The organism is Pseudomonas sp. H3_A02, from assembly GCF_054671965.1.
Map to the genome: position 1 here is coordinate 4,488,276 of NZ_CP162807.1, position 19,353 is coordinate 4,507,628.

The following is a 19,353-nucleotide window of genomic DNA, read 5'->3' on the forward strand; positions in this document are numbered from 1 at the left end:
AATCAGTGATTCAACGCGGTGATGTGCTCGGCCCTGCCCTGGCGCACACTGACCCAGGTCAGCGCGCCCACCAGAACGGCGCAGATGATCAGGAATGAGCACCAGGCAATGGCGCCATGGCTGCTCGCCCAACCGGTCAACGGTGTGGCGAAGGCCGAGATGCCAAGCTGAAAAGCGCCCAGCAATGCAGCCGTTGAACCCAGCGCAGTGGTTTGCGAAGACATCACCAGGGTCGTCAATGTGGCTTCTGCAATCCCCAATCCGAGCAGTGCTATCGCGAAACTGGCGGCCAGCCAGTACAAACCTGAACCAGATACCGCTGCGCCGTAGGCCATGACAGAACCTGCAAAGATGCAAAAAGCCCCCGCCGTTGCCATGCGGGCCAAACCGTACTTGCCCACCAGTCTGGTAGACACGACGGCCCCGATAATAATCGCTATGCCGGTTGCGCCAAACAGCGTACCAAACTGGGCAGTAGGCAGCCCGTATTCATTCTGATAAACAAATGTAGCGCCGCCTATATAGGCAAAGAGGAAAAAGAAAACGGCTGACAGCGCTAAGGTAGGCCGTAGAAAACGACTGTCTTTTGCGATGCGCGCATACGTGCGTATCGCCAGTCTCATATTCAATGGCTCGCGCTTTTGCATGGGGAGTGTTTCAGGCAAAACAGCCACCGAATTGACCGCCACCAGCGCACCGAGAACAGCCAGTACCAGCATGACGGCTCGCCATCCGAAATGCGCATCAATGTACCCACCCAACCCCGGGGCGATAATGGGAGCAACACCTTGAATGGTCAGCAGCAAGCCAAAAAGCTTTGCTGCCTGAACGCCCTGAGTGACGTCACGCACTATGCTCATGATGACTACGAACGTCAAAGCACTGCCTATGCCTTGGGCAAATCTTGCCACGAGTAGCCATTCAAGGGTCGGTGCCGCACCTGCAGCCAGCGCACTCATGCTGAACAGCAACAAGCCTGCCATCAGTGGGCGTCGACGGCCCAAGGCGTCGACAACCGGCCCGAACAGCAATTGCCCAAGCCCCATTGCCAACAAAAAGACCGTGAGCGTCAGTTGAATACTGGCAACACTGGTCGAATATTCGACCGCCATTTCGGGCAGGCTTGGCAAATACATCTCGGCGGCTAAGGGTCCCAGTGTGGCGATGGCGCCCAAGGCAATGGCAAACTTCAGCGAAGGATTGCCGGAATGACTCTTTTCCATAACAAACTCACGATTAGCTTCCTACCGGAAGGTAGGAAGGCGTAGCGAGGTTAGCGAGAACCTGGAGTCAAGGTCAAGCCGTTATTTTTCGGTGGTGAGGTTGCAAGGTGTCTAAAGAAACCGGGGCGATTGAATTCCAGCTTCTAACGAAAACGGGTGACATCAGTCACCCGCCAAACATCAAAATGTCGTAGCAAACACCAACTGGGTGTAGACATTTCTATCGTTGTTACCCAACTGCGTCCCCCCCTGTTCTGCGCTCTTGTCTGGCTTGTAGAAACCTACTAACGGCAAAACAGTCAAGTGCTGATTAACGCGCCATTCAGCATACAAGTCGATTTCATGACCATCGGTGTTACTCACATTACGGTCGATGGTGTCGTAGTTGAAGTACATTGCCCCAATGGTCAGATTCTCTAAAGGGGAGGCCTTCAGCGTGACGTTCTGGATACGGGAATTATTGTTGAAGGGGCCAGCATAGTTACTTGCCACTTCACCTTGGAACCATGTGCCGTAGCCACGGCCCGTCCCATAAAACAAGGTGTCATAACCTTCTGAAAAGCGACTGTAGCGATAGCTGGTGCTCGGCACCCACATAACCTCAGCAAAGGTCCATCCGGCTTCCAAATACCAGGCGTCCTCATTCGCCGCATTCGGTTTGTTTTGCCTGGCATATTCACCCGACAAAAACAGGTTTGGCACGCCCGCATTGCCCGCCGCGCGCACGCTGTAGGTCTTCATGCCGTCACGCTCAAGCTGCAGGGGGGAAGCGTACTGTTCAGCGACATTTTTGGTGTTGATGTACGTCAGGCCAACGGTACCCTCTGCAGCCACGTGCTCCAGCGTGCCAACGTACATCTCGGTATTGGCCTGAGAAGGGTTATCGGATTTGAGCCACATCAGATCGCTGCGCCAGCCCTCTTTCCCACCAATGCGCAACACTGCTGTCTTATCGAACGCTTTACGGGCAGCCACGTAGAAAGCGCCCCCTCGGTTGTATTGGCCGTCGCCGAGGCCGCGGCCCGCACTGAACGCGTCGCCCTGAATAAGGAAGCCGTCGCCCACTGCGATATTTTGTCGGCCGAACGAAAGATCGATACCGTCTTTACCAAGGACCTCAAACAAGTTGCCCGAACGCCATCCCAGATAAGCGTCCTCAATCTTGGTCGTGCGTTCAGAGCCATCAGTGTAGCCCGCAGCGTCCCCCTCCCCCCAGGTTGCAGAACTGACTAGCGAGAAGGCACCATAGGCGGTCCCTGCCTCTCCTATCCCTTGTTCGGCACTTACGCCATACTTGATGTAACCCTCCCGCCACGAGGACGATCCCGGTTCTAATCGACCAGAGGCCGGGTAACTTTCACGGCTGTGGAAAACGCCAAACACCGCATCCAGATTAGCATTCAGATGGGTGTCGCCTTGGGAAAAAAGCTCGTAAGCGTGCGCAGGAGTTATCGTATTGAATAGTGCGGCGAGGGTAAAAAAGTGAAGCATGGAATATCGGCGCATGGTTGCATTTCCATTTTTGTTATTGAGTTGAGCGATGCATTAAATGGGTCATCCATCAACCTGCATTTAAATACCGCCAGGATTCTGCAGTCGTTGAAGTAGTTAATGCGAGCGACTAATTAATAGTCGCGATACCTATACCTTCATTCATCTGTTGCGTAGCTTCTTACCACTTCCTCCCAACGATAGGTCGCTTGAGTATTTTTATACCGCGCCTAACGAAAACACTATTGCGTTTACGGCAGCAGCATGAACGCAGCATGATGTATGTAGACCAGTGAACGAGCTCCAAATGGGCTGAGCAACAAGGAATACGGATGCCTACATGAGCACTTACTTTTAAATCTATCACCGGCATATCAGCAGACTTTGCGAAAAACAGTCCGACATAAAAGAACGGATGCTTGTTATGAGCAAGCGCTCGTTAGTTACAAGTACTCCATACTGAAAACGTTGACGTCTAGCTTACTCAGCCCCTCTACGGCACCTTCCGATCAAGCTTTGTTAGCAGTTGTCAGAAGGTACCGTTTTTATATCAGCCAGCCGCTGTGTGGGTACACGCCGTGTGAAGCATCCGTCAATATCAACTCAAAGTATGTAACCTATGCCTGCGAGGGCATCGTCAGCGTTGATCAAACGGATCAACTTGCGCTCAATTTTGAAAGTGTTACTGATACGCTCAAGTTCGTAGACGATGTCCGCGCTGTAATGTTTAAGCGAGTCCTTGCGGAACTCGCGCAGGTTTTGCGCACACCGCACCGTCACTTTCTCATCGCTTTCGAACAGCACCCGAAAGCGAGACAAGCTGCGCACGGTCCGCGGCTGCGGGCTGGTGGAAATCGATTCACCTCCGGTCAGACGCTGGATTCGCAACTGACGCATGTGATGGTCGTCATAGGCATAGTTGAGGGTGTTTTCGAAGTCTTCCTCTTTCGGGTCGATGGGGATGATGTAAGTCCCCTTCTCGCTCCACAAGTTTAACCAAGTGTCGAAGTCGCCATGGTCGAGCATGTCGCCTTCAGCCCAGATAAAAGCGGTGACCTGATTCAGTAATTGCAGGTTCATTTACTTAGTCTCTGCCGTCATCATCTTTTTCCACTGCTGATAAGCAGCACGCATCCCGGTCTCGGCGCTTACGTCGCTGACCAGCCCGTCTTCGGTCGGTTGCTCACCTGGAAGGCCACGGTTGAGCATGATCCACAAGTCATCACCGGCGCTGGCGCCTTTCTGCACACGCTCCCAGGCTTCGGAGTCGTCCGGAGTGCCAAATCCCATAGGCCCCTGGAAGTGCTCGTGCAGACGCAGGCGGTAGCGGTTGGCTACAGCAGGTCCGCCATCCATGGTGATTACGGAGTGATGAATTTCCGTCTCTGTCACCGATATCGGTTGCAACACGCGGAAAAACGCCATGGAACAAGCAACGTTGGGAAACAGGTTGAGGTTGAAACCCGACCCACCGACCGCACGAACAATGCGGCGTACTTGCTGCTCTTCGATGCCGTCTTCGCGCAATTGCGCAGCTAGATCCTCGAAACGCTCTGGAATAGGCTTTTCGAGGTCAGCTTCCAGATCCACCAAGTCGGGAATCATCACCATTACGCTATGCCCATTACCAAGGTCTTCGACATAGCCCGGCCCTTCAACGAAATCGAAAAGCTTAAGAGTTTGCTCATCGACCGATGCCAGAAATGACTTGTGCACCAGCGGGAAGTGGTAGGCGTCGGTGGTGTTCTCCAACTGAATTTTCCAGTTGCCCGGAAAACGGAAACGGTGCTCGCCAGGGACCTTGATCGGATAACCGGCCCCTTGTTTCATGAACAGATCGATCCATTTCTTGGCCGGCCCGAGGAAGTCCACCAGTGGTTCGATATCGTCCTTGAGCGTAGCAAACAGCATGCCTGCGTATTCTTCTACACGCAGGCTGACCAGAGGCAGCTCGCCTTTGTCCAGGCAATCGCCGTAGCTTTCAGGGCTTGGGACGCCACGCAATGAACCATCCAGTGCGTAACTCCAGCCGTGGTAAGGGCAGACAAAACTGTTGGTCTTGCCTTTCTTGTGCTCGCAAACCGTAGCGCCGCGATGGCGACAGCGGTTGAGGTGCACATGGACTTGTTTTTTGCGGTCGCGCACCACAATCACGGGTTGTTTACCGATATAGGTACTTTTGTAGCTACCCGACTCAGGGATTTCGCTGACGTGCGCGACCCAGACCCAAGTACTGTAAAAAATCTTTTCCAACTCGATGTCAAACAGCTTGGCATCGGTGTAAACCGATGTGTGCACACGGTCTGATTTGATCAAGCTTGCAGGGTCCATATCAAGCCCGACAATGTTAATTAAATCGCTCACAATTAATTACCTTTTATCGCAATGTGACGAGAGTCATTTGAAATAACTTTAAGACAGCACACAATGCTCATCAATCGCCGACCGAGAGAGATTTATTGTTTTAAAGACAACAAACGTCCTTCCTCTTGGATCAAGCTTAACGGCAGTGTCGGCAGGCGCTATATCATTTGATCCAGGGTGCCTTAGCGTTCCTGGAACCGCCTTTGAGTAGCCCGTAGAGAAATAAGACAACAAGAAGCAATGGAGTGCCATTGACCCAGGCAGACTCACTGCCCGTTAGCATGCCGTAATTATCGTAGATCAGATAAACAGCAGCACTCAGTCCAGCCAATGCGAGCAGCGGGCTGATTAACGTTTTAAAGTACCGTTGATCGTTGGCTTTTTTGAAGTGAACGACGACTCCCAAGGCAACGAATGTCTGAAGCCCTATCAAACCCAGCGTCGACAACGCGACAGTCACCGGAAATAAGAATACAAAGGCGTCATAGCCCAGGGACGAAGAAACGATAATGGTCAACGAAACCAGAACGGTCACAAGAAGGCTTGCATTGGCGGGGGATTTTTTCTTTTCATGAACAGTTGAAAGAACAACAGGTAAGTGTCTATCTTTTGCCAAGACTTGAACGTACCGAGTCGCCGCATTATGAAGGGATAACAAACAGCAAAAGTTGCTGGTGCATAACATGAGGGCAACAATGGTCGCCATCGTGCTACCCAAGCGGGTTGAGAACAAATTAATGACCAACCCACCCTTCGCTACCGCCGCCTCGTCCTTAATGACGTCAAACCCAATTTCGCCGATGATCAGCCAGATAATGAAAAAGTAAGCAACGCCTACCAACGCTACCGCCAAACGCGTCGCGTGGGGAATGGATTTTTCTGGCTTTCTTGCTTCCATCGCATAAAGCGCAGCAGACTCAACACCGAGGAATGATGCCAGCGCTACCATGAGTCCAACCCCCAGCCCCGGCATCACTATTGCGTCTACCGATATGGCTTGAACCGGGAAAGCGTTAAAACCTTTATCCAAAAATATGGCCAGACCCAGTAAAAAAAGCACAAAGAACTCTGCAAGCACCAAAGGCACCAAGATCTTTGCGGCAAAATCAATATTCGACCGCCCCAGGTAACAGATCGCCCCCACAAATAACACGGTCCATGCTGCAGAGCCGATATCAATCCCAAATGCCTGCATGGTTATGTTCGTGTAATACCCGGACGCCACCGCAATCGCTGTGGTAATCGCCATGTAAGAGGCTAAGGCAACCCATGCAGCCCCCGCACCTACGCGTTGTCCAAAGATCGCCGAGAGGTATTTGTAAAATGCTCCTGCGCCCGGGACCGCACGGATCAATTCGCCATAGCCTATCGCGAAAAAAATCATCAGGATTCCCGCCAGCAGGAATGCTCCGGCAAGACCGGCACCGTTACCGTGCTCAAAAGCAATGGGGGCCGCTGTGAGAACTGCCCCTAACGGCCCGGCGGCTGCAATCACCAATAACGCGATTTTATAAGCACTTAGATTACCTTCGAGTTTCTGGCCGCCTGCACGCACATCTCCAGATAGGGGGTCGGTTAGCTCTGTCATCACAGTTCTCCACTCTATTATTGTATGAATAACGGAAATAAATCGATGCAGCAGCGTCCTTGCGGACCAACGCGAACGCTCCTCAAGCACAAGCGATACCCGCCCGCCGCTCCTTAAAGCCGCAGCTTGGCTGTTCGTCACATCGGTCTTCACTCGTTGCCGAGTTAATGAAACCCTTATCTATTGACTTGCCAAATAAGTATTCAGGAGGCCAGTTCGATCATCCGTCTTCGGTGGCACGACTCATGACGTCTATTCAATCCGGCGTCCAAATAGAGCGTGTCGTCGTCATTTCGGTAATCGGATCGACTCTGGCTCAAGCGCCACGTCGTAATTCGGCACTCTGTAAATTACGCATCACAGGGAATCAGGCTTCATATTGATATGCGGTCTACCGTTATCCTTGCAGCCCTGCTCCACGAAAACGATGACCCCGTGAGCGACATTCGTTGTACTAATTGCAACGCTGCAACCTCTTGGGTGACATACCTGCTCAGATCATCCATCGCCGGAGAAAGAGCTGAGTCGCTTTTTAATTGAACCGCTTGGCCTGGGTGTTTACTGCGCTCGATACCGAGCGCTGATTTTTTCAAAGGAAGGTGCCAGCAATAGCACACAGTCGTGCGTCCTCCCCCTTTGCTCCAATGAGTTGCAGGCTGGTTTTGAGGGAGGAACCCGGGTAGGGAATTGGCACACTCAATGCTGGGTGCCCGCTCAAGTTGAATGGCCTGAGGAAGCGGGTCAGATCGATCACCGATTCACCTTTGAGTACATCAACCAACAGCGGCGGCAGACGAGGCAAACTAGGTAGGACAAGAGTGTCGAAGCGCTCCAGCAAACGATCAACCTGTTCGCTGAATGCAACGCGCACCGCTTCCGCAGCTTGCAGGGCCACGGTATCGGTCTTGGCTGCACGCAGTAACCTCGCCTCAATATCGGCACCCAGCAAAGCATGCCCTGTGTAATGACCATAAGCAGCCCACGTTTCAGCATTGATAACGGTCAATGCGGCTTCGAATGCCTGATCAAGAACCGGCAGCGTGACGACTTCCCAGGTCCAGCCGCGGCGAACCATCTCGTCCCGAATGGCTTCCTCAACAGCCGGATCGCAAGCGACATCGACCAAACCTACCCGGACCTGCCCAAGGGGCTTGTGCGCCGCGAAAGATGAGTCCATTGAAGTCATCGCAGCGACGATTCCCTCAAGATCACGAGCCATTGGCCCTACAACATCAAGAGAACTGGAAGTCGGATACACCCCGCGACGGCTCAAGCGACCGAACGATGGTTTGAGGCCGAACACCCCACAGCAGGCTGCCGGCATGCGAACAGAACCGCCTGTATCAGTGCCCAATGCCACATCCACTTTTCCCTGAGCGACGATGACCGCTGAGCCGCTGGAAGACCCACCAGGTATCCGATCCGGTGCCTGTGGATTAATTGGCGTTCCAGCCCATTCATTAATACCAGTGACACCGAAAGCCAACTCATGCAGCACAGTCTTGCCCATGATTTGCCATCCATCAGCGAGAAGTGCCTTCACAACGGTTGCGTGGTCTTGTGCTGGCGCGGCGTGTTCGAAAGCGCGACTTCCACACCGTGTTGGCCAACCTGCCACATCCAGAGAGTCCTTGATCGCGACTGTCCGGCCCGGCCCGCCGATGCGACATTCAATGACCAGCGGGCTCACAGTGACGCTCCTTGAACATTCTCGAGACGATAGGCGTCAACGCGTTCAGTTGAAAAAGAGGAGATGCGCCAGGCACCTGCGTCCCAGAAAAATTCCACGCTGAGGGCGGCGACAATTGATTCGGATTGGCCAGATTCGTACCGACTGAGTTGTTGCATTACCCACCGCCCTTTCGCTTGAAAACCATCGACCGTTATCTGTTCACCGGAAAGAAAGTGCATGTTTGACACAAAGTGGGGAGCCGGCGGCAGGTAATTCATGAGCATGGCAACTATCGCTTTGCGCCCTTCTAAACGCCCAAACTTAGCGGCATATCGAGATCCGACCCCCTGCCACACTGCGTCCTGGCAGAACAATTGGCCCAGCGCGCTATCGCGCGTGGCAGGTCCGGGAACGTCGCACAAAAACATATACCGACTCAGCAAATGGCGAATCGCAGATTCGGCCTCAAGCACCCGAATACGCTCTTCCAGTAAGGAAATGTCAGAAATAGAGGAAATCATGAAAAGGCTCCTGTCAATTGTGCAAACGAGAGAAGGAAATTAGGGACATACAAACCGAGCAACAATCACAGGAACGAGGGATCGTGTTGCTTTTTAGGCAATGGCATCGACTGATCCTAGACGGAAATATCGCCTGTGCACCACTGGATCAAGCGTTGCCATTACCACAACAAGTGTCGCCTCGAATGTTATCGAGTTCGATAAATCGAACTGTAGGATAAGCGTTGTCTCTTACCTCGTTTAGCCCAAGCACCAGAACTCATGACCCCAATGCTCCAACGCGGATGTGGAGCCGTTAAGCGCAGAAAAAAGCGCAGGACCTTTATGGCTCAGCCAATTGTTCTCAGGCGCTGCGATTTGGACCGTCCGATTCCGATGACAACGGTGTTGAAGGTGAGAGTGCAACCGATCAAATCACGCCCCCGCTGAGAAGGGTTCGCATCAGCGCAAAGAGCAGTATTTCAAAGTGAGAATCAACGACTATGCACAACTCCCCAAATATTGATTTTATATACCTCTCCGAACCGGACATGATTCAGGCAGGCGTTACCAATATGGCCGCCTGCGTGGACACGATGGAAGAGATGTTTTCCCTTATGTACCACGGCGACTACCGCATGGCAGGCCCAAATAACAACTCCCACGGATCGGTTGTCGTATTCCCTGAAAATTCGCCTTTTCCGGACATGCCCAAACCGACCCCCGATCGGCGTTTCATGGCGATGCCTGCATACCTTGGTGGTCGATTTCGGACAGCCGGGATGAAATGGTACGGATCCAATATCGCGAATAGAGAGAAGGGCCTCCCCCGCTCCATCCTTCTATTCGTCCTCAACGATGCCGATACCGGCGCTCCTCTGGCAATCATGTCAGCGAATCTGCTTTCTGCTTATCGAACAGGCGCCGTGCCTGGCGTAGGTGCCCGCCATCTGGCCAGAAAGAATTCGAAGGTGGTTGGCATTCTGGGTCCAGGCGTGATGGCGAAAACCTCGCTTTCGGCATTCGTTGCCGAATGCCCTGGCATTGACACCATTAAAGTAAAGGGACGCGGCCAAAAAAATATTGATGCGTTTACTTCGTGGGTCAGTGAAACTTTTCCTCAGATTGTCAATATTCATGTGGTTGACACCAACGAAGCTGTGGTACGCGACTGTGACATCGTCACCTTCTGCAATTCCGGAGCAATTGGTGATGCCTCTGCCTATCCTGTGGTGAAGCGTGAATGGATAAGCCCTGGTACATTTCTTTCCATGCCCGCCTTGACGAGTATTGATGAAGGCATGGAGACGCCCGACATACGCAAGGTTCTGGACAATCCTGCTCTGTACCAGGCATGGCATGAAGAAAATCCCAAGCCAGTGCACAACATTGTGCCAGTAGTCGGCATACAATTTCTGGATCTGATCGACGAAGGAAGAATGTCACCTGAACAGCTCGAGGATCTGGGCAAGATTGTTGTCGGTGAAGCACCTGGCCGCAAAAATGACGATGAAATAATCATCATGTCAGTCGGTGGCATGCCTGTAGAAGATGTTGCGTGGGGTACTGTGATTTATCGGAACGCGTGTGAAAAAGGCATAGGCGTCAAACTTAATCTCTGGGAGACCCCAACGCTAAGTTGAGGCCGCACGGCCACCGCGCCTTCTGAACGTCATTTGAGTATCGGACAATCCACATGAAAGAAGTTATTAAAGTTAAAACTGGATCCAAGTTTGAAGAGCTGGGTAGCTATTCGCGCCTGGTCGCCGTAGGAGATTTGATTTTCGTTTCTAATACCGCCGGCCGCAATCCCGTAACAAAGGAAATGCCGGAAGACCCGGCTGAGCAGACCCTCCAAGTGCTTGCCAATATAGAACATGCCCTGTCGGCCGTTGACGCTTCGCTTGGCGATATCGTTGCCGCGCGCGTGTTCATACCGTTCGCAAAGGATATAGATATTGTAATGGCCACCTACGCGGAAAAAATGCGCGGCATTAATCCAACGCTGACGCTGACCAGTCCACCGCTTGGATCTGAGATATACAAAGTTGAAATTGAAGTTACCGCCTATCGCGGCGTTTCGCAGGCCACTGTTAAAGAAATCACGATGACTCATAACAACACGTGAAGCTTAGCAGCCCAAGCGCGTAGCCCTTCAGTGCACTTTCGATAACGTCTTCAGTCCCAAGGATAAGAAACGTGGCCCCCTCTATCTCTCCCGTTCAGACTTCTGTCGCTCTTCCTGCCGCCACGACAGTGGTGGTAATCGGAGGGGGCATTATCGGACTCACTGCGGCACTGACGCTGGCAGAACGTGGCATTCCCGTGACGGTACTTGAAAAAGGCAGGATTGCTGGTGAACAATCCTCGCGCAATCTGGGATGGATACGGAAAATGGGGCGGGACAAACTGGACCTCCCCCTCTCGATCGCCGCGGAAAACCTGTGGGGCGCAATGGCGCAACGGCTGAATGCTGATGTCGGCTACAGGCAAACCGGTATTTTGTATACCGCCAGTACAGCCTCGGAGATGGCTTCACATCAAGAATGGTTGAACTCAGTAGCCGGTGCCTCGCTCGACTCGCGCCTGGTCACAGCGAGAGAAATCGCTGAGCTTTCTCCAGGATGCACCGTCGATTGGGCAGGCGGGCTTTATACCGCCTCTGATGGTCGAGCAGAACCTACGCTTGCCAGCAGCTCCATCGCACGAGCGGCTATCGCAAAAGGCGTTACCATCGTGGAGAACTGCGCGGTGCGAGCGTTATCCATGTCAGCCGGCAGAGTAAGCGGTGTTGAAACCGAGCGGGGGGAAGTGCGTTGCAGCCATGTAATCCTCGCCGGCGGTATGTGGTCGAGACGCTTCCTCGCTAGCTTGGGTGTTCCGCTGTTGACGTTGCCGGTAGTCGCCTCGGTCCTTCGAACTGCTCCCCTCACGATAGATGGGATGACGGAGGTCTCAGTAGGCACGCCAGATTTCTCTTTTCGCAAACATCAGGACGGCGGATACATAATTACTAATCGGGGATCTTTCATGGTGCCAATCGTGCCTGACAGCTTGCTGATCGGACACCATTATCTGTCCACACTGCGTTCCCAATGGAAAAATATGAATCTTTCCTTGGGGCGAGAGTTCATGACGGAACTGGCCCTGTCGCGACGCAGCTCTAAGCAAGGTAGCTCTGCTTTCGAGCAGATACGGACAATAGAACCAAACGTCAATCATGGACTGAATCGGGCTGCATTACGCAATCTCACTGAAGCTTGGCCCGCTTTTAAAAAAGCCACCATAGAGCTCGAATGGGCTGGCATGATCGATGTAACACCGGACGGTCTCCCAGTGATATCGCCCGTAGATAAAATTCCGGGTTTGACGCTTGCTTCCGGATTCTCAGGGCATGGCTTTGGCACCTCGCCAGCTGCGGGACAATTGGCAGCTGATCTCGTCACTGGAGACACACCGATTGTTAACCCCGCACCGTATCACCTCAAGCGCCAGCACAACTGATGCCGATAGGAAATCAAGATTAGCTCAGTAATGAAGAGCGCCAAAACGTTAAATTGGCAATGCAGAAGAAGCTATTTCCGTCAGGAAATAGCTTCTTCCTCGCGCTTATACACTGCTTGGAATAGCCAGCTTCCGCTTAACGCACTGCCCCAATAAAGAACCACGCGGAACACATTTAGTCGACTTGACCGCCCTCTTGTTCTCGTCTCCTTTCATACCATGACAGAATAGAAAAACGATTGGTAGATAATTGCGTGCACAGCATCGAGACCACCAAAGTCTTTCTTGCACACACTCGCCCTACAAGCCCCCATCAAACGCCAACTCACCTAGTTTCATTACGCGCAATACAGTGCCGTTTTGCGCCCTCCCCCTTGATACTTCACCGCTTCTTTCTTGCCTTGAATGACATCGATTTTAGATCGTCAAAAGCAACGCGGTGAGACGTGCTAATTAGATCAAAAAGCTATAAGCAGCTTGTAGGTCACTGACCAAAAATACTAAAGGATGCTATTGCTTCGGGGCATTCAGTAGCTTAGATTTATCAACATAATAAAAACCTGATATTGCTTACCGTGCGAGGCACCCATGATAACTTCCCAAACTGAGCTTCAAGACCAACGATTCAAGTATTTGTATTTGAGCTCCAGACTGGGAACCATGCGCGCTGCGGCCGAAGAGTTGGCGCTCGCGGTATCCTCGATCAGTCGCCAGATTGCAAAGCTGGAGTCAGATCTCGGCATTCAACTTATACAAGAAGGTACTCATCGGATCTGCTTAACCGCCGCGGGTCAGGCAGCCGTAGACTACTATATTGAACGCATGGGTCATCACAATCAACTTCTAAAGAAACTTGAACAGCTTAAAGAAGGTTATTTAAATAGAACGAGCATTGCAGTCGGTGAAGGGCTACTGAGTACCCAGGCGATAGGAGAGCTTTATGAATTTTTCAAAGCCAACCGACAATCGCACACTGAGCTTTTAATTGCGCCCTCCCATGAAGTGGAGAGAATGGTCGCGGAAGACGAAGCAGACATCGGGGTGGTATTTTCCCCTACCAAGACTGCGAACATTAATAGACTGCATTCTTTCGACCAGCCCATGAGAGCTATTGTGCACCCCGGTCACCGTCTCGCGGGAAGATCGATACTCAGTCTTCTAGACCTGGCGGAAGAAGATATTGTGTTGCCTCCCAACGAGTACCGCATCAGAGGGATTATCGATCAATTACGAAATGAAAGCAGTGCTTATTTTCAGCCTTACATTACTTCAAACTCATTGAAAATAATGCTGGATCTCACGCGCAACGGTATAGCCTCGACGATACTGAGTGACTTTCCTGTCATCGATGAGTTGTGCAACGGCACCTTAAAAGCGATTCCTATTGATTGCCATGCGCTGAATGTGACGCAGGTTCAAATCATTTCACGCCAATCTAGGAAGCTCTCCCCGCTTTCGCGTGATTTGGTGCATCACTTGGCAATGGCGATAAACGCACAAATCAGGAGAATTCGTAATTTCAGCAGCCGAAATTCCGATAATATTTTCTCGATTCGCAAAAATGCTCTGGCTTCGACCGCGGACTGATCTATTTTTCTTGAGTGATACTTTCCATGATGTGCCAAATAACGGATTTTGCATCCCGAACAATTTTTTCATAGTTCTGCGAAGAGGGCCAATCCACCATGTAAAGCACCATAATCCCATCGACATGCGCGAGCACCTGGGTTGCCACCCGCTTAATGGTATCCCGGGAAACGTCAGGATAAAGCCTCGTAAGGATTGTCGAAAACTTTCGTCGGTAGACTCTGTAGAGCTTACGCTGAAACAAACGAGCCTCTAAATCCCTGAGTGCCATTCCCCAGAGTTCAACGAACATGGCGGTAACATCCAGCCGAGTGAGATCAATAAACAAATAATCCAAAACAGCAGACATCTGTTGCTGCGGACTGCTATAAGCCTCGGCCATAATTCGTTTATAGTTTCTCAAATAGTCATTCACCGTATACCTGACCATCTCGAGAAAAAGTTGATCCTTGGTCGGAAAAAAATACTGAAGATGACTGAGCGACATGTCGACTTTTTTAGCGACACTCCTCATGCTGAAGCCAGCGTTGCCTGAGTCGAGAAACAATACCCGTGCTTCGACTAGAATAGCGGCACGTCGATCTTCAGTCTTTTGATTATTTTTAGCAACCCGCATAGAGAACTTCCTTTTTGCATACTATATGCTCGCGATTATACGACAGTCCCAAGTCGCCTTAAAGGCCTTAGATGATTTATTACGGCCAAGCACAGAGCGTGCCTGGCATGAATGCAGGTACTACGCATCACCCCTTATCGTTAATGCGCGCTCCACACCTCCGCATGATCGGTAAAAAACCACTCGGCATGACACGCAAGTGTAGCATTGAACAATGCCCACCCGGCGGAGTCGCCCTTGTTGCAGCAAGGGCAACAATATGTACCTCTGCTGTCATTGTTGAAGTCTTTTCGGTGAGACATATTAATTCCCAGTACATTTCGCTAGTACGGTAGCGGACCCTGAAATATTAACGATGGGCACTCGATCATGACATTGGCAAATAACTATAAACATCTCTCAGCCGGCGCTAAATCCAGGATTGGAAAACGCACTCAACTCTTTATTAATGGTGAGTTCAGGGACCCGCACTCAGAAGAATATTTTCCTATCCTGGATCCCAGTAACGCTCTTGAATTAGGACAAATTGCCCGGGCAGACCAGTTTGACGTAGACATGGCAGTCGCCTCGGCACGCAAGGCTTTTGAAGATAGCGCCTGGTCTCGAATGAAGCCTTATCAACGTGAAGCGTTGATGTTGCGGCTCGCCGATTTGATCGCGGAAAATGCTCAGGAGCTTTCTGAGCTCGAGACGCTCAGCAGCGGCCGCCTTATTCGTAATACTCGCGCATTCGATGCGGACCTGTCAGTTTATACGCTGCGTTATATGGCGGGCTGGTCCACCAAAATCTCTGGGAAAACCCTGGATTTATCCGTTCCTTACCTGCCGGATCAAAAATTCTTTGGCTTTACCAAGCGATCGCCATTAGGTGTCGTCGCAGCGATCACACCGTGGAACGTGCCGCTTTGCCAAGCGGTATGGAAATTAGCGCCTGTTCTTGCAACGGGGTGCACTATTGTTCTCAAGCCTGCTGAGCAAACCCCGCTCACTACATTGCGTCTAGCTGAATTGTGCAATGAAGCGGGTATTCCACCTGGCGTCGTCAATGTCATTACCGGTTTTGGCCATGAAGTTGGCGCTGCGCTGGTTGAGCACCCTGGCGTTGACAAGATAAGTTTCACAGGCTCGACTGAGACGGGCAAACGCATCGCCGCTATTGCAGCGCCGCTGATGAAAAAATACACGCTTGAACTCGGCGGTAAGTCTCCGGTGGTCATCGCCGAAGATGCTGATTTGAACATTGCTATACCTGGCGCTGCCTGGGCTATTTTCGGTAACCATGGTCAAAATTGCTGCGCAGGTTCTCGACTGTTCGTCCACGAACGACACTACGCTGAAGTCACTGCGGGAGTCGCCGAGATTGCACGTAACATCAAGATTGGCGCAGGTTTGGATTTAGGCTCGCAGATGGGCCCACTCGTGCACCACGCCCACCGGGACAAGGTCATGAGCATGATCCACCAAGGCATTGAGTCTGGCGCAGAGGTGCTGTGTGGAGGCGAAACGATCAACGGCCCTGGTGCTTATATTCAACCTACTATTTTGACCGGTGCCGCGCACAATAGCTTCATTGCCCAAAAGGAGATTTTTGGACCGGTACTGACCGCTTTTTCCTATAAGGACGACCTTGAGGTTATCCAGCGTGCCAATGCCACATCGTTTGGTTTGGGGGCCAGTATCTGGACCAAAAACGTCGACCGGATCACTACCTTTTTCAGCGGTGTGAAGGCAGGCACCGTCTGGATTAACAACCACAACGTGCTGGATCTCAGTCTACCCTTTGGCGGCATGAAGGATTCGGGCGCGGGTCATGAATTGGGTGAGGAAGGTTTACTCGCACACACGTCACTTAAGGCCGGTGTCATGCGTGTTTTTGATCAGACTCAATGAAGATTGGCGAGTCTTCTTTAAACCATCCATATGAATTGTCTTCCCGCGTGCGTACAGGTACTACCCGATGAATGAACTCCTAAACGTAGTCGTGCTTAAACGAGTGCTGCAAGGTGATGATGTGGTCGTCATCGATCTGGCGCGGGCAGACCGCGGCAATTTACCGGCCTTCGAGGCTGGCGCTCATGTTGATGTGCACCTTCCCTCAAGTCTGATCCGCCAATATTCGTTGTGTGGGGATCCGGCTGACGCAGGAATCTATCGCCTAGGCGTTCTGAAAGATCCTCAATCCAGGGGCGGATCCGTTTCAGTCCACCAGCAATTGCGTGAAGGCGTCACGGTGGATATCAGCCTGCCTCGTAACCACTTCCCGCTCGACTTGAATGCCAAGCGCTCAATCCTGCTGGGAGGGGGCATTGGCATCACGCCGATGCTGGCCATGGCATATGCGCTTGAAGCCAAGGGCAAGGCGTTTGAACTGCATTATTGTGCACGCTCACGTAGCCGAAGTGCGTTCCTTGAGGAGTTGGAGCGTTCCAGATTCTCCCATGCCGTCCACCTGCACTTCGACGATGAACCTGAAAGCAAACTGGACCTTAAGCGCGTATTGGGAGGCGGACAGGAGACTTCGCACATTTATACATGTGGACCGGGCGGCTTCATGGAGTGGGTTATCAACAATGCGCTCGAACTCGGCTACCCCGATGCACACATTCACCGTGAATACTTTCAGGCCGACATTGATACCAACGGGTTGGGCTTTGAGGTTGTAGCGGCGCGCAGCGGTAAGAAGGTCAATGTCATGGCCGGGCAGACGATCCATCAGGCACTGGCTGAAGTAGGTATTGCCGTCGAAATATCCTGCGAGCAGGGTGTTTGTGGCACATGCCTTTGTGACGTACTAGAAGGTGAACCGGACCACCGCGATGTCTACCTCACTGCTGATGAAAGAGCGGCGAACGATACGATATTAGTCTGCTGTTCACGATCAAAATCGCCGCGGTTGGTCCTGGACATATAGGCAAAAAATGTTGTCCCGCTGTCACCCTCTCATCGCGGACGCTGGCAAGTGGGCAATGACTATCACGCGCTGTACCGCAGCGCTTATCACGCTCACGCAAACGCATTGAGCACACCAGGTTTTCCTACCCAATTGGTGGTTGGATTTCCTCCGATTTACGCATGACTACTGCCTTGTGCCGGTGACTGTTGGTGCTTTTCAATTCGGCAGTTTCAATCCCATACGGCTTTGGACAAGGGTAGCTGAGAACTTTATGCTTAAAAGAAACCTTCAGAGCTTATGGAAATTTCGATTCCCGTTGCTGCGCATTCTGAGTATCGCGATGGCTCTTCTGCTGGCCTTTGCCTGGGCAGGCGGACTCGTGGGCCCTGGCACTACTACAAAAGAATTTCTGGGTGATTCCCTGGAGAACTTTCCGCCAGGCTATCGACGTGCGCACGGTAAGGGTATTTGTTTCAACGGGACTTTTCAGACCAGCGGCGCGGCCGCCCTGCTGTCGACCTCACGTATTTTTCTACCTGGCAAAATCCCCGCTGTTGGGCGTTTTTCAATCGGTACTGTGGACCCTCATGCGGCCGACAATTCGACGGCGACCGTCAGCATGGCACTCATGCTGGTGGCCGACGATAAGTCACAGTGGCGAATGAAGCTCAACAACGAACCCTACTTCGCGACTCACGATGCAGAGGGTTTCCTGGCGCAGGTCGAAGCCTTTGAACCGGCGGCGGGTACCGGACAACCCTCTCCGGACAAGGTGGCCGCGTTTTTTCATAAATATCCCGAAGCGCGTAAGTATGTCGAGCGAGAGGCGAATGCGACCTGGCCGGCCAGCTTTTCTGGAGCCGAATATAATTCGATCAACGCGTTCGTGCTCATTGCGGCGGATGGGAAGCGTCAACCTGTGCGCTGGTCCATGCGCCCGCGTGCAGCCTTAGCGCCATTGAGCAAAGAGGCTCATGCGCAAGCCAGTCATGACTTCCTGTTTGATGAAATAACTCAGCGTGTGAGCATGGCACCCGTGTATTGGGATCTGGTATTCCAACTGGCCGAGATAGGAGATCCGGTAAACGATCCTTCTCAACCATGGCCAAGCAACCGAAAGGAGCTAATCGCTGGAACGCTAGAGATAAACCAGGTTGTAGAGCAAACCCGTGGGGAATGTCGTGACATTAACTTTGACCCTACGCTTGTACCTCCAGGAATAGCTCTTTCAGACGATCCGGTGCTTGCAGCCCGTGCAGGTATTTATTCCCAGTCCTATAACGCCAGATTACGAGAAATCGGTTTTGGTAAAGCCACTGACGCGGTCGGCAAGAAGGAAATCAAATAATGCATACCCCGCAGAAGCACAACGGTGTGCGGAACTTCAATTTTGCGGCACGCGCTCTGCATTGGCTCATGGCTGTCCTCATCCTGGCCATGCTGTTTATAGGCGTCGGCATGATGTCTTCGCTAACCCTGCGTCCCTGGCTCATAGATCTGCACAGGCCCTTGGGTATAGCCATTCTTCTTTTGGCAATCCTGCGCTTGGGCAATCGGCTCTTAAGCGCCACGCCACCATTGCCTGCCAGCGTCCCTTACTGGCAGGCAATGGTGGCGCATGTATCGCATCTGCTGCTGTACATGCTGATGCTCTGCCTGCCACTGCTCGGTTGGGCAACGTTATCTGCCGGCAATTGGCCGGTTACCATGGTTACGGGCTGGAACCTTCCGCCGATTGCTCCCGTCAGCTCCGTGCTTTACGCCTGGTTTAGGGCCGCACATGGGCTTTTCGCCTGGCTTCTGTTTGTACTGGTAGTAGGACATCTTTGTGCCGCGCTGATGCATGCCTGGATATACCGCGACGGTGTCTTCTCCAGCATCACGCGTAAGGCGCCTGGTGAATAACACGCACCAA

The 19,353-nt window shown here is 52.2% G+C and carries 16 protein-coding genes; 8 read left to right on the forward strand and 8 right to left on the reverse strand.

All coding sequences use genetic code 11. The features are described from left to right. Window positions 1-2 precede the first annotated feature (2 nt). The 7 genes from AB4N80_RS19710 to AB4N80_RS19740 all read right to left on the reverse strand — a co-directional run bounded on the left by AB4N80_RS19710 (window position 3) and on the right by AB4N80_RS19740 (window position 8,859). Window positions 3-1,223 (reverse strand): multidrug effflux MFS transporter, encoded by a 1,221-nt coding sequence (locus AB4N80_RS19710; RefSeq protein ID WP_122564769.1) that lies wholly within the window; start codon window positions 1,221-1,223, stop codon window positions 3-5. 180 nt (window positions 1,224-1,403) lie between these two features. Further along, complete coding sequence (locus AB4N80_RS19715) at window positions 1,404-2,714, reverse strand: alginate export family protein (RefSeq protein WP_460083119.1); 1,311 nt, start codon at window positions 2,712-2,714, stop codon at window positions 1,404-1,406. 603 nt (window positions 2,715-3,317) lie between these two features. Next, window positions 3,318-3,794, reverse strand: a complete 477-nt coding sequence (locus AB4N80_RS19720; RefSeq protein WP_122564767.1) for an aromatic-ring-hydroxylating dioxygenase subunit beta — start codon at window positions 3,792-3,794, stop codon at window positions 3,318-3,320. Then, on the reverse strand, window positions 3,795-5,078 hold the full coding sequence (locus AB4N80_RS19725; RefSeq protein WP_122564766.1) for an aromatic ring-hydroxylating oxygenase subunit alpha: 1,284 nt from the start codon (window positions 5,076-5,078) through the stop codon (window positions 3,795-3,797). A 163-nt stretch (window positions 5,079-5,241) separates the two neighbouring features. Then, window positions 5,242-6,666 (reverse strand): APC family permease, encoded by a 1,425-nt coding sequence (locus AB4N80_RS19730; protein ID WP_122564765.1) that lies wholly within the window; start codon window positions 6,664-6,666, stop codon window positions 5,242-5,244. 589 nt (window positions 6,667-7,255) lie between these two features. Next, complete coding sequence (locus AB4N80_RS19735; protein ID WP_122564764.1) at window positions 7,256-8,356, reverse strand: amidase; 1,101 nt, start codon at window positions 8,354-8,356, stop codon at window positions 7,256-7,258. After that, window positions 8,353-8,859, reverse strand: a complete 507-nt coding sequence (locus tag AB4N80_RS19740; RefSeq protein ID WP_460078403.1) for a nuclear transport factor 2 family protein — start codon at window positions 8,857-8,859, stop codon at window positions 8,353-8,355. Before AB4N80_RS19740 ends, AB4N80_RS19735 begins: the two co-directional genes overlap by 4 nt. A 482-nt stretch (window positions 8,860-9,341) precedes the next feature. Between AB4N80_RS19740 and AB4N80_RS19745 the strand changes: the two genes are divergently transcribed. The 4 genes from AB4N80_RS19745 to AB4N80_RS19760 all read left to right on the forward strand — a co-directional run bounded on the left by AB4N80_RS19745 (window position 9,342) and on the right by AB4N80_RS19760 (window position 13,929). Then, window positions 9,342-10,481 (forward strand): tyramine oxidase subunit B, encoded by a 1,140-nt coding sequence (locus AB4N80_RS19745; RefSeq protein ID WP_305492380.1) that lies wholly within the window; start codon window positions 9,342-9,344, stop codon window positions 10,479-10,481. A gap of 53 nt (window positions 10,482-10,534) precedes the next feature. Beyond that, window positions 10,535-10,966, forward strand: a complete 432-nt coding sequence (locus tag AB4N80_RS19750; RefSeq protein ID WP_122564761.1) for a Rid family hydrolase — start codon at window positions 10,535-10,537, stop codon at window positions 10,964-10,966. Window positions 10,967-11,037: 71 nt separating this feature from the next. Beyond that, window positions 11,038-12,342, forward strand: a complete 1,305-nt coding sequence (locus AB4N80_RS19755) for an NAD(P)/FAD-dependent oxidoreductase (RefSeq protein WP_122564760.1) — start codon at window positions 11,038-11,040, stop codon at window positions 12,340-12,342. A 588-nt stretch (window positions 12,343-12,930) separates the two neighbouring features. After that, complete coding sequence (locus AB4N80_RS19760; RefSeq protein WP_205929570.1) at window positions 12,931-13,929, forward strand: LysR family transcriptional regulator; 999 nt, start codon at window positions 12,931-12,933, stop codon at window positions 13,927-13,929. A 1-nt stretch (window position 13,930) separates the two neighbouring features. Here the strand turns inward: AB4N80_RS19760 and AB4N80_RS19765 are convergent, their stop codons facing one another. Beyond that, on the reverse strand, window positions 13,931-14,545 hold the full coding sequence (locus AB4N80_RS19765; protein ID WP_122564759.1) for a TetR/AcrR family transcriptional regulator: 615 nt from the start codon (window positions 14,543-14,545) through the stop codon (window positions 13,931-13,933). 369 nt (window positions 14,546-14,914) lie between these two features. On the opposite strand from AB4N80_RS19765, the gene AB4N80_RS19770 reads away from it, so the two are divergent. From AB4N80_RS19770 to AB4N80_RS19785, 4 genes are all read left to right on the forward strand, one after another. Then, window positions 14,915-16,435: an aldehyde dehydrogenase family protein gene (locus tag AB4N80_RS19770; protein ID WP_122564758.1), complete on the forward strand. Its 1,521-nt coding sequence runs from the start codon at window positions 14,915-14,917 to the stop codon at window positions 16,433-16,435. 67 nt (window positions 16,436-16,502) lie between these two features. Continuing rightward, window positions 16,503-17,456 (forward strand): PDR/VanB family oxidoreductase, encoded by a 954-nt coding sequence (locus AB4N80_RS19775; protein WP_122564757.1) that lies wholly within the window; start codon window positions 16,503-16,505, stop codon window positions 17,454-17,456. A gap of 175 nt (window positions 17,457-17,631) precedes the next feature. Continuing rightward, window positions 17,632-18,786, forward strand: a complete 1,155-nt coding sequence (locus tag AB4N80_RS19780; RefSeq protein WP_460078410.1) for a catalase family peroxidase — start codon at window positions 17,632-17,634, stop codon at window positions 18,784-18,786. Next, complete coding sequence (locus tag AB4N80_RS19785; RefSeq protein WP_122564755.1) at window positions 18,786-19,343, forward strand: cytochrome b; 558 nt, start codon at window positions 18,786-18,788, stop codon at window positions 19,341-19,343. Before AB4N80_RS19780 ends, AB4N80_RS19785 begins: the two co-directional genes overlap by 1 nt. Window positions 19,344-19,353 lie beyond the last annotated feature (10 nt).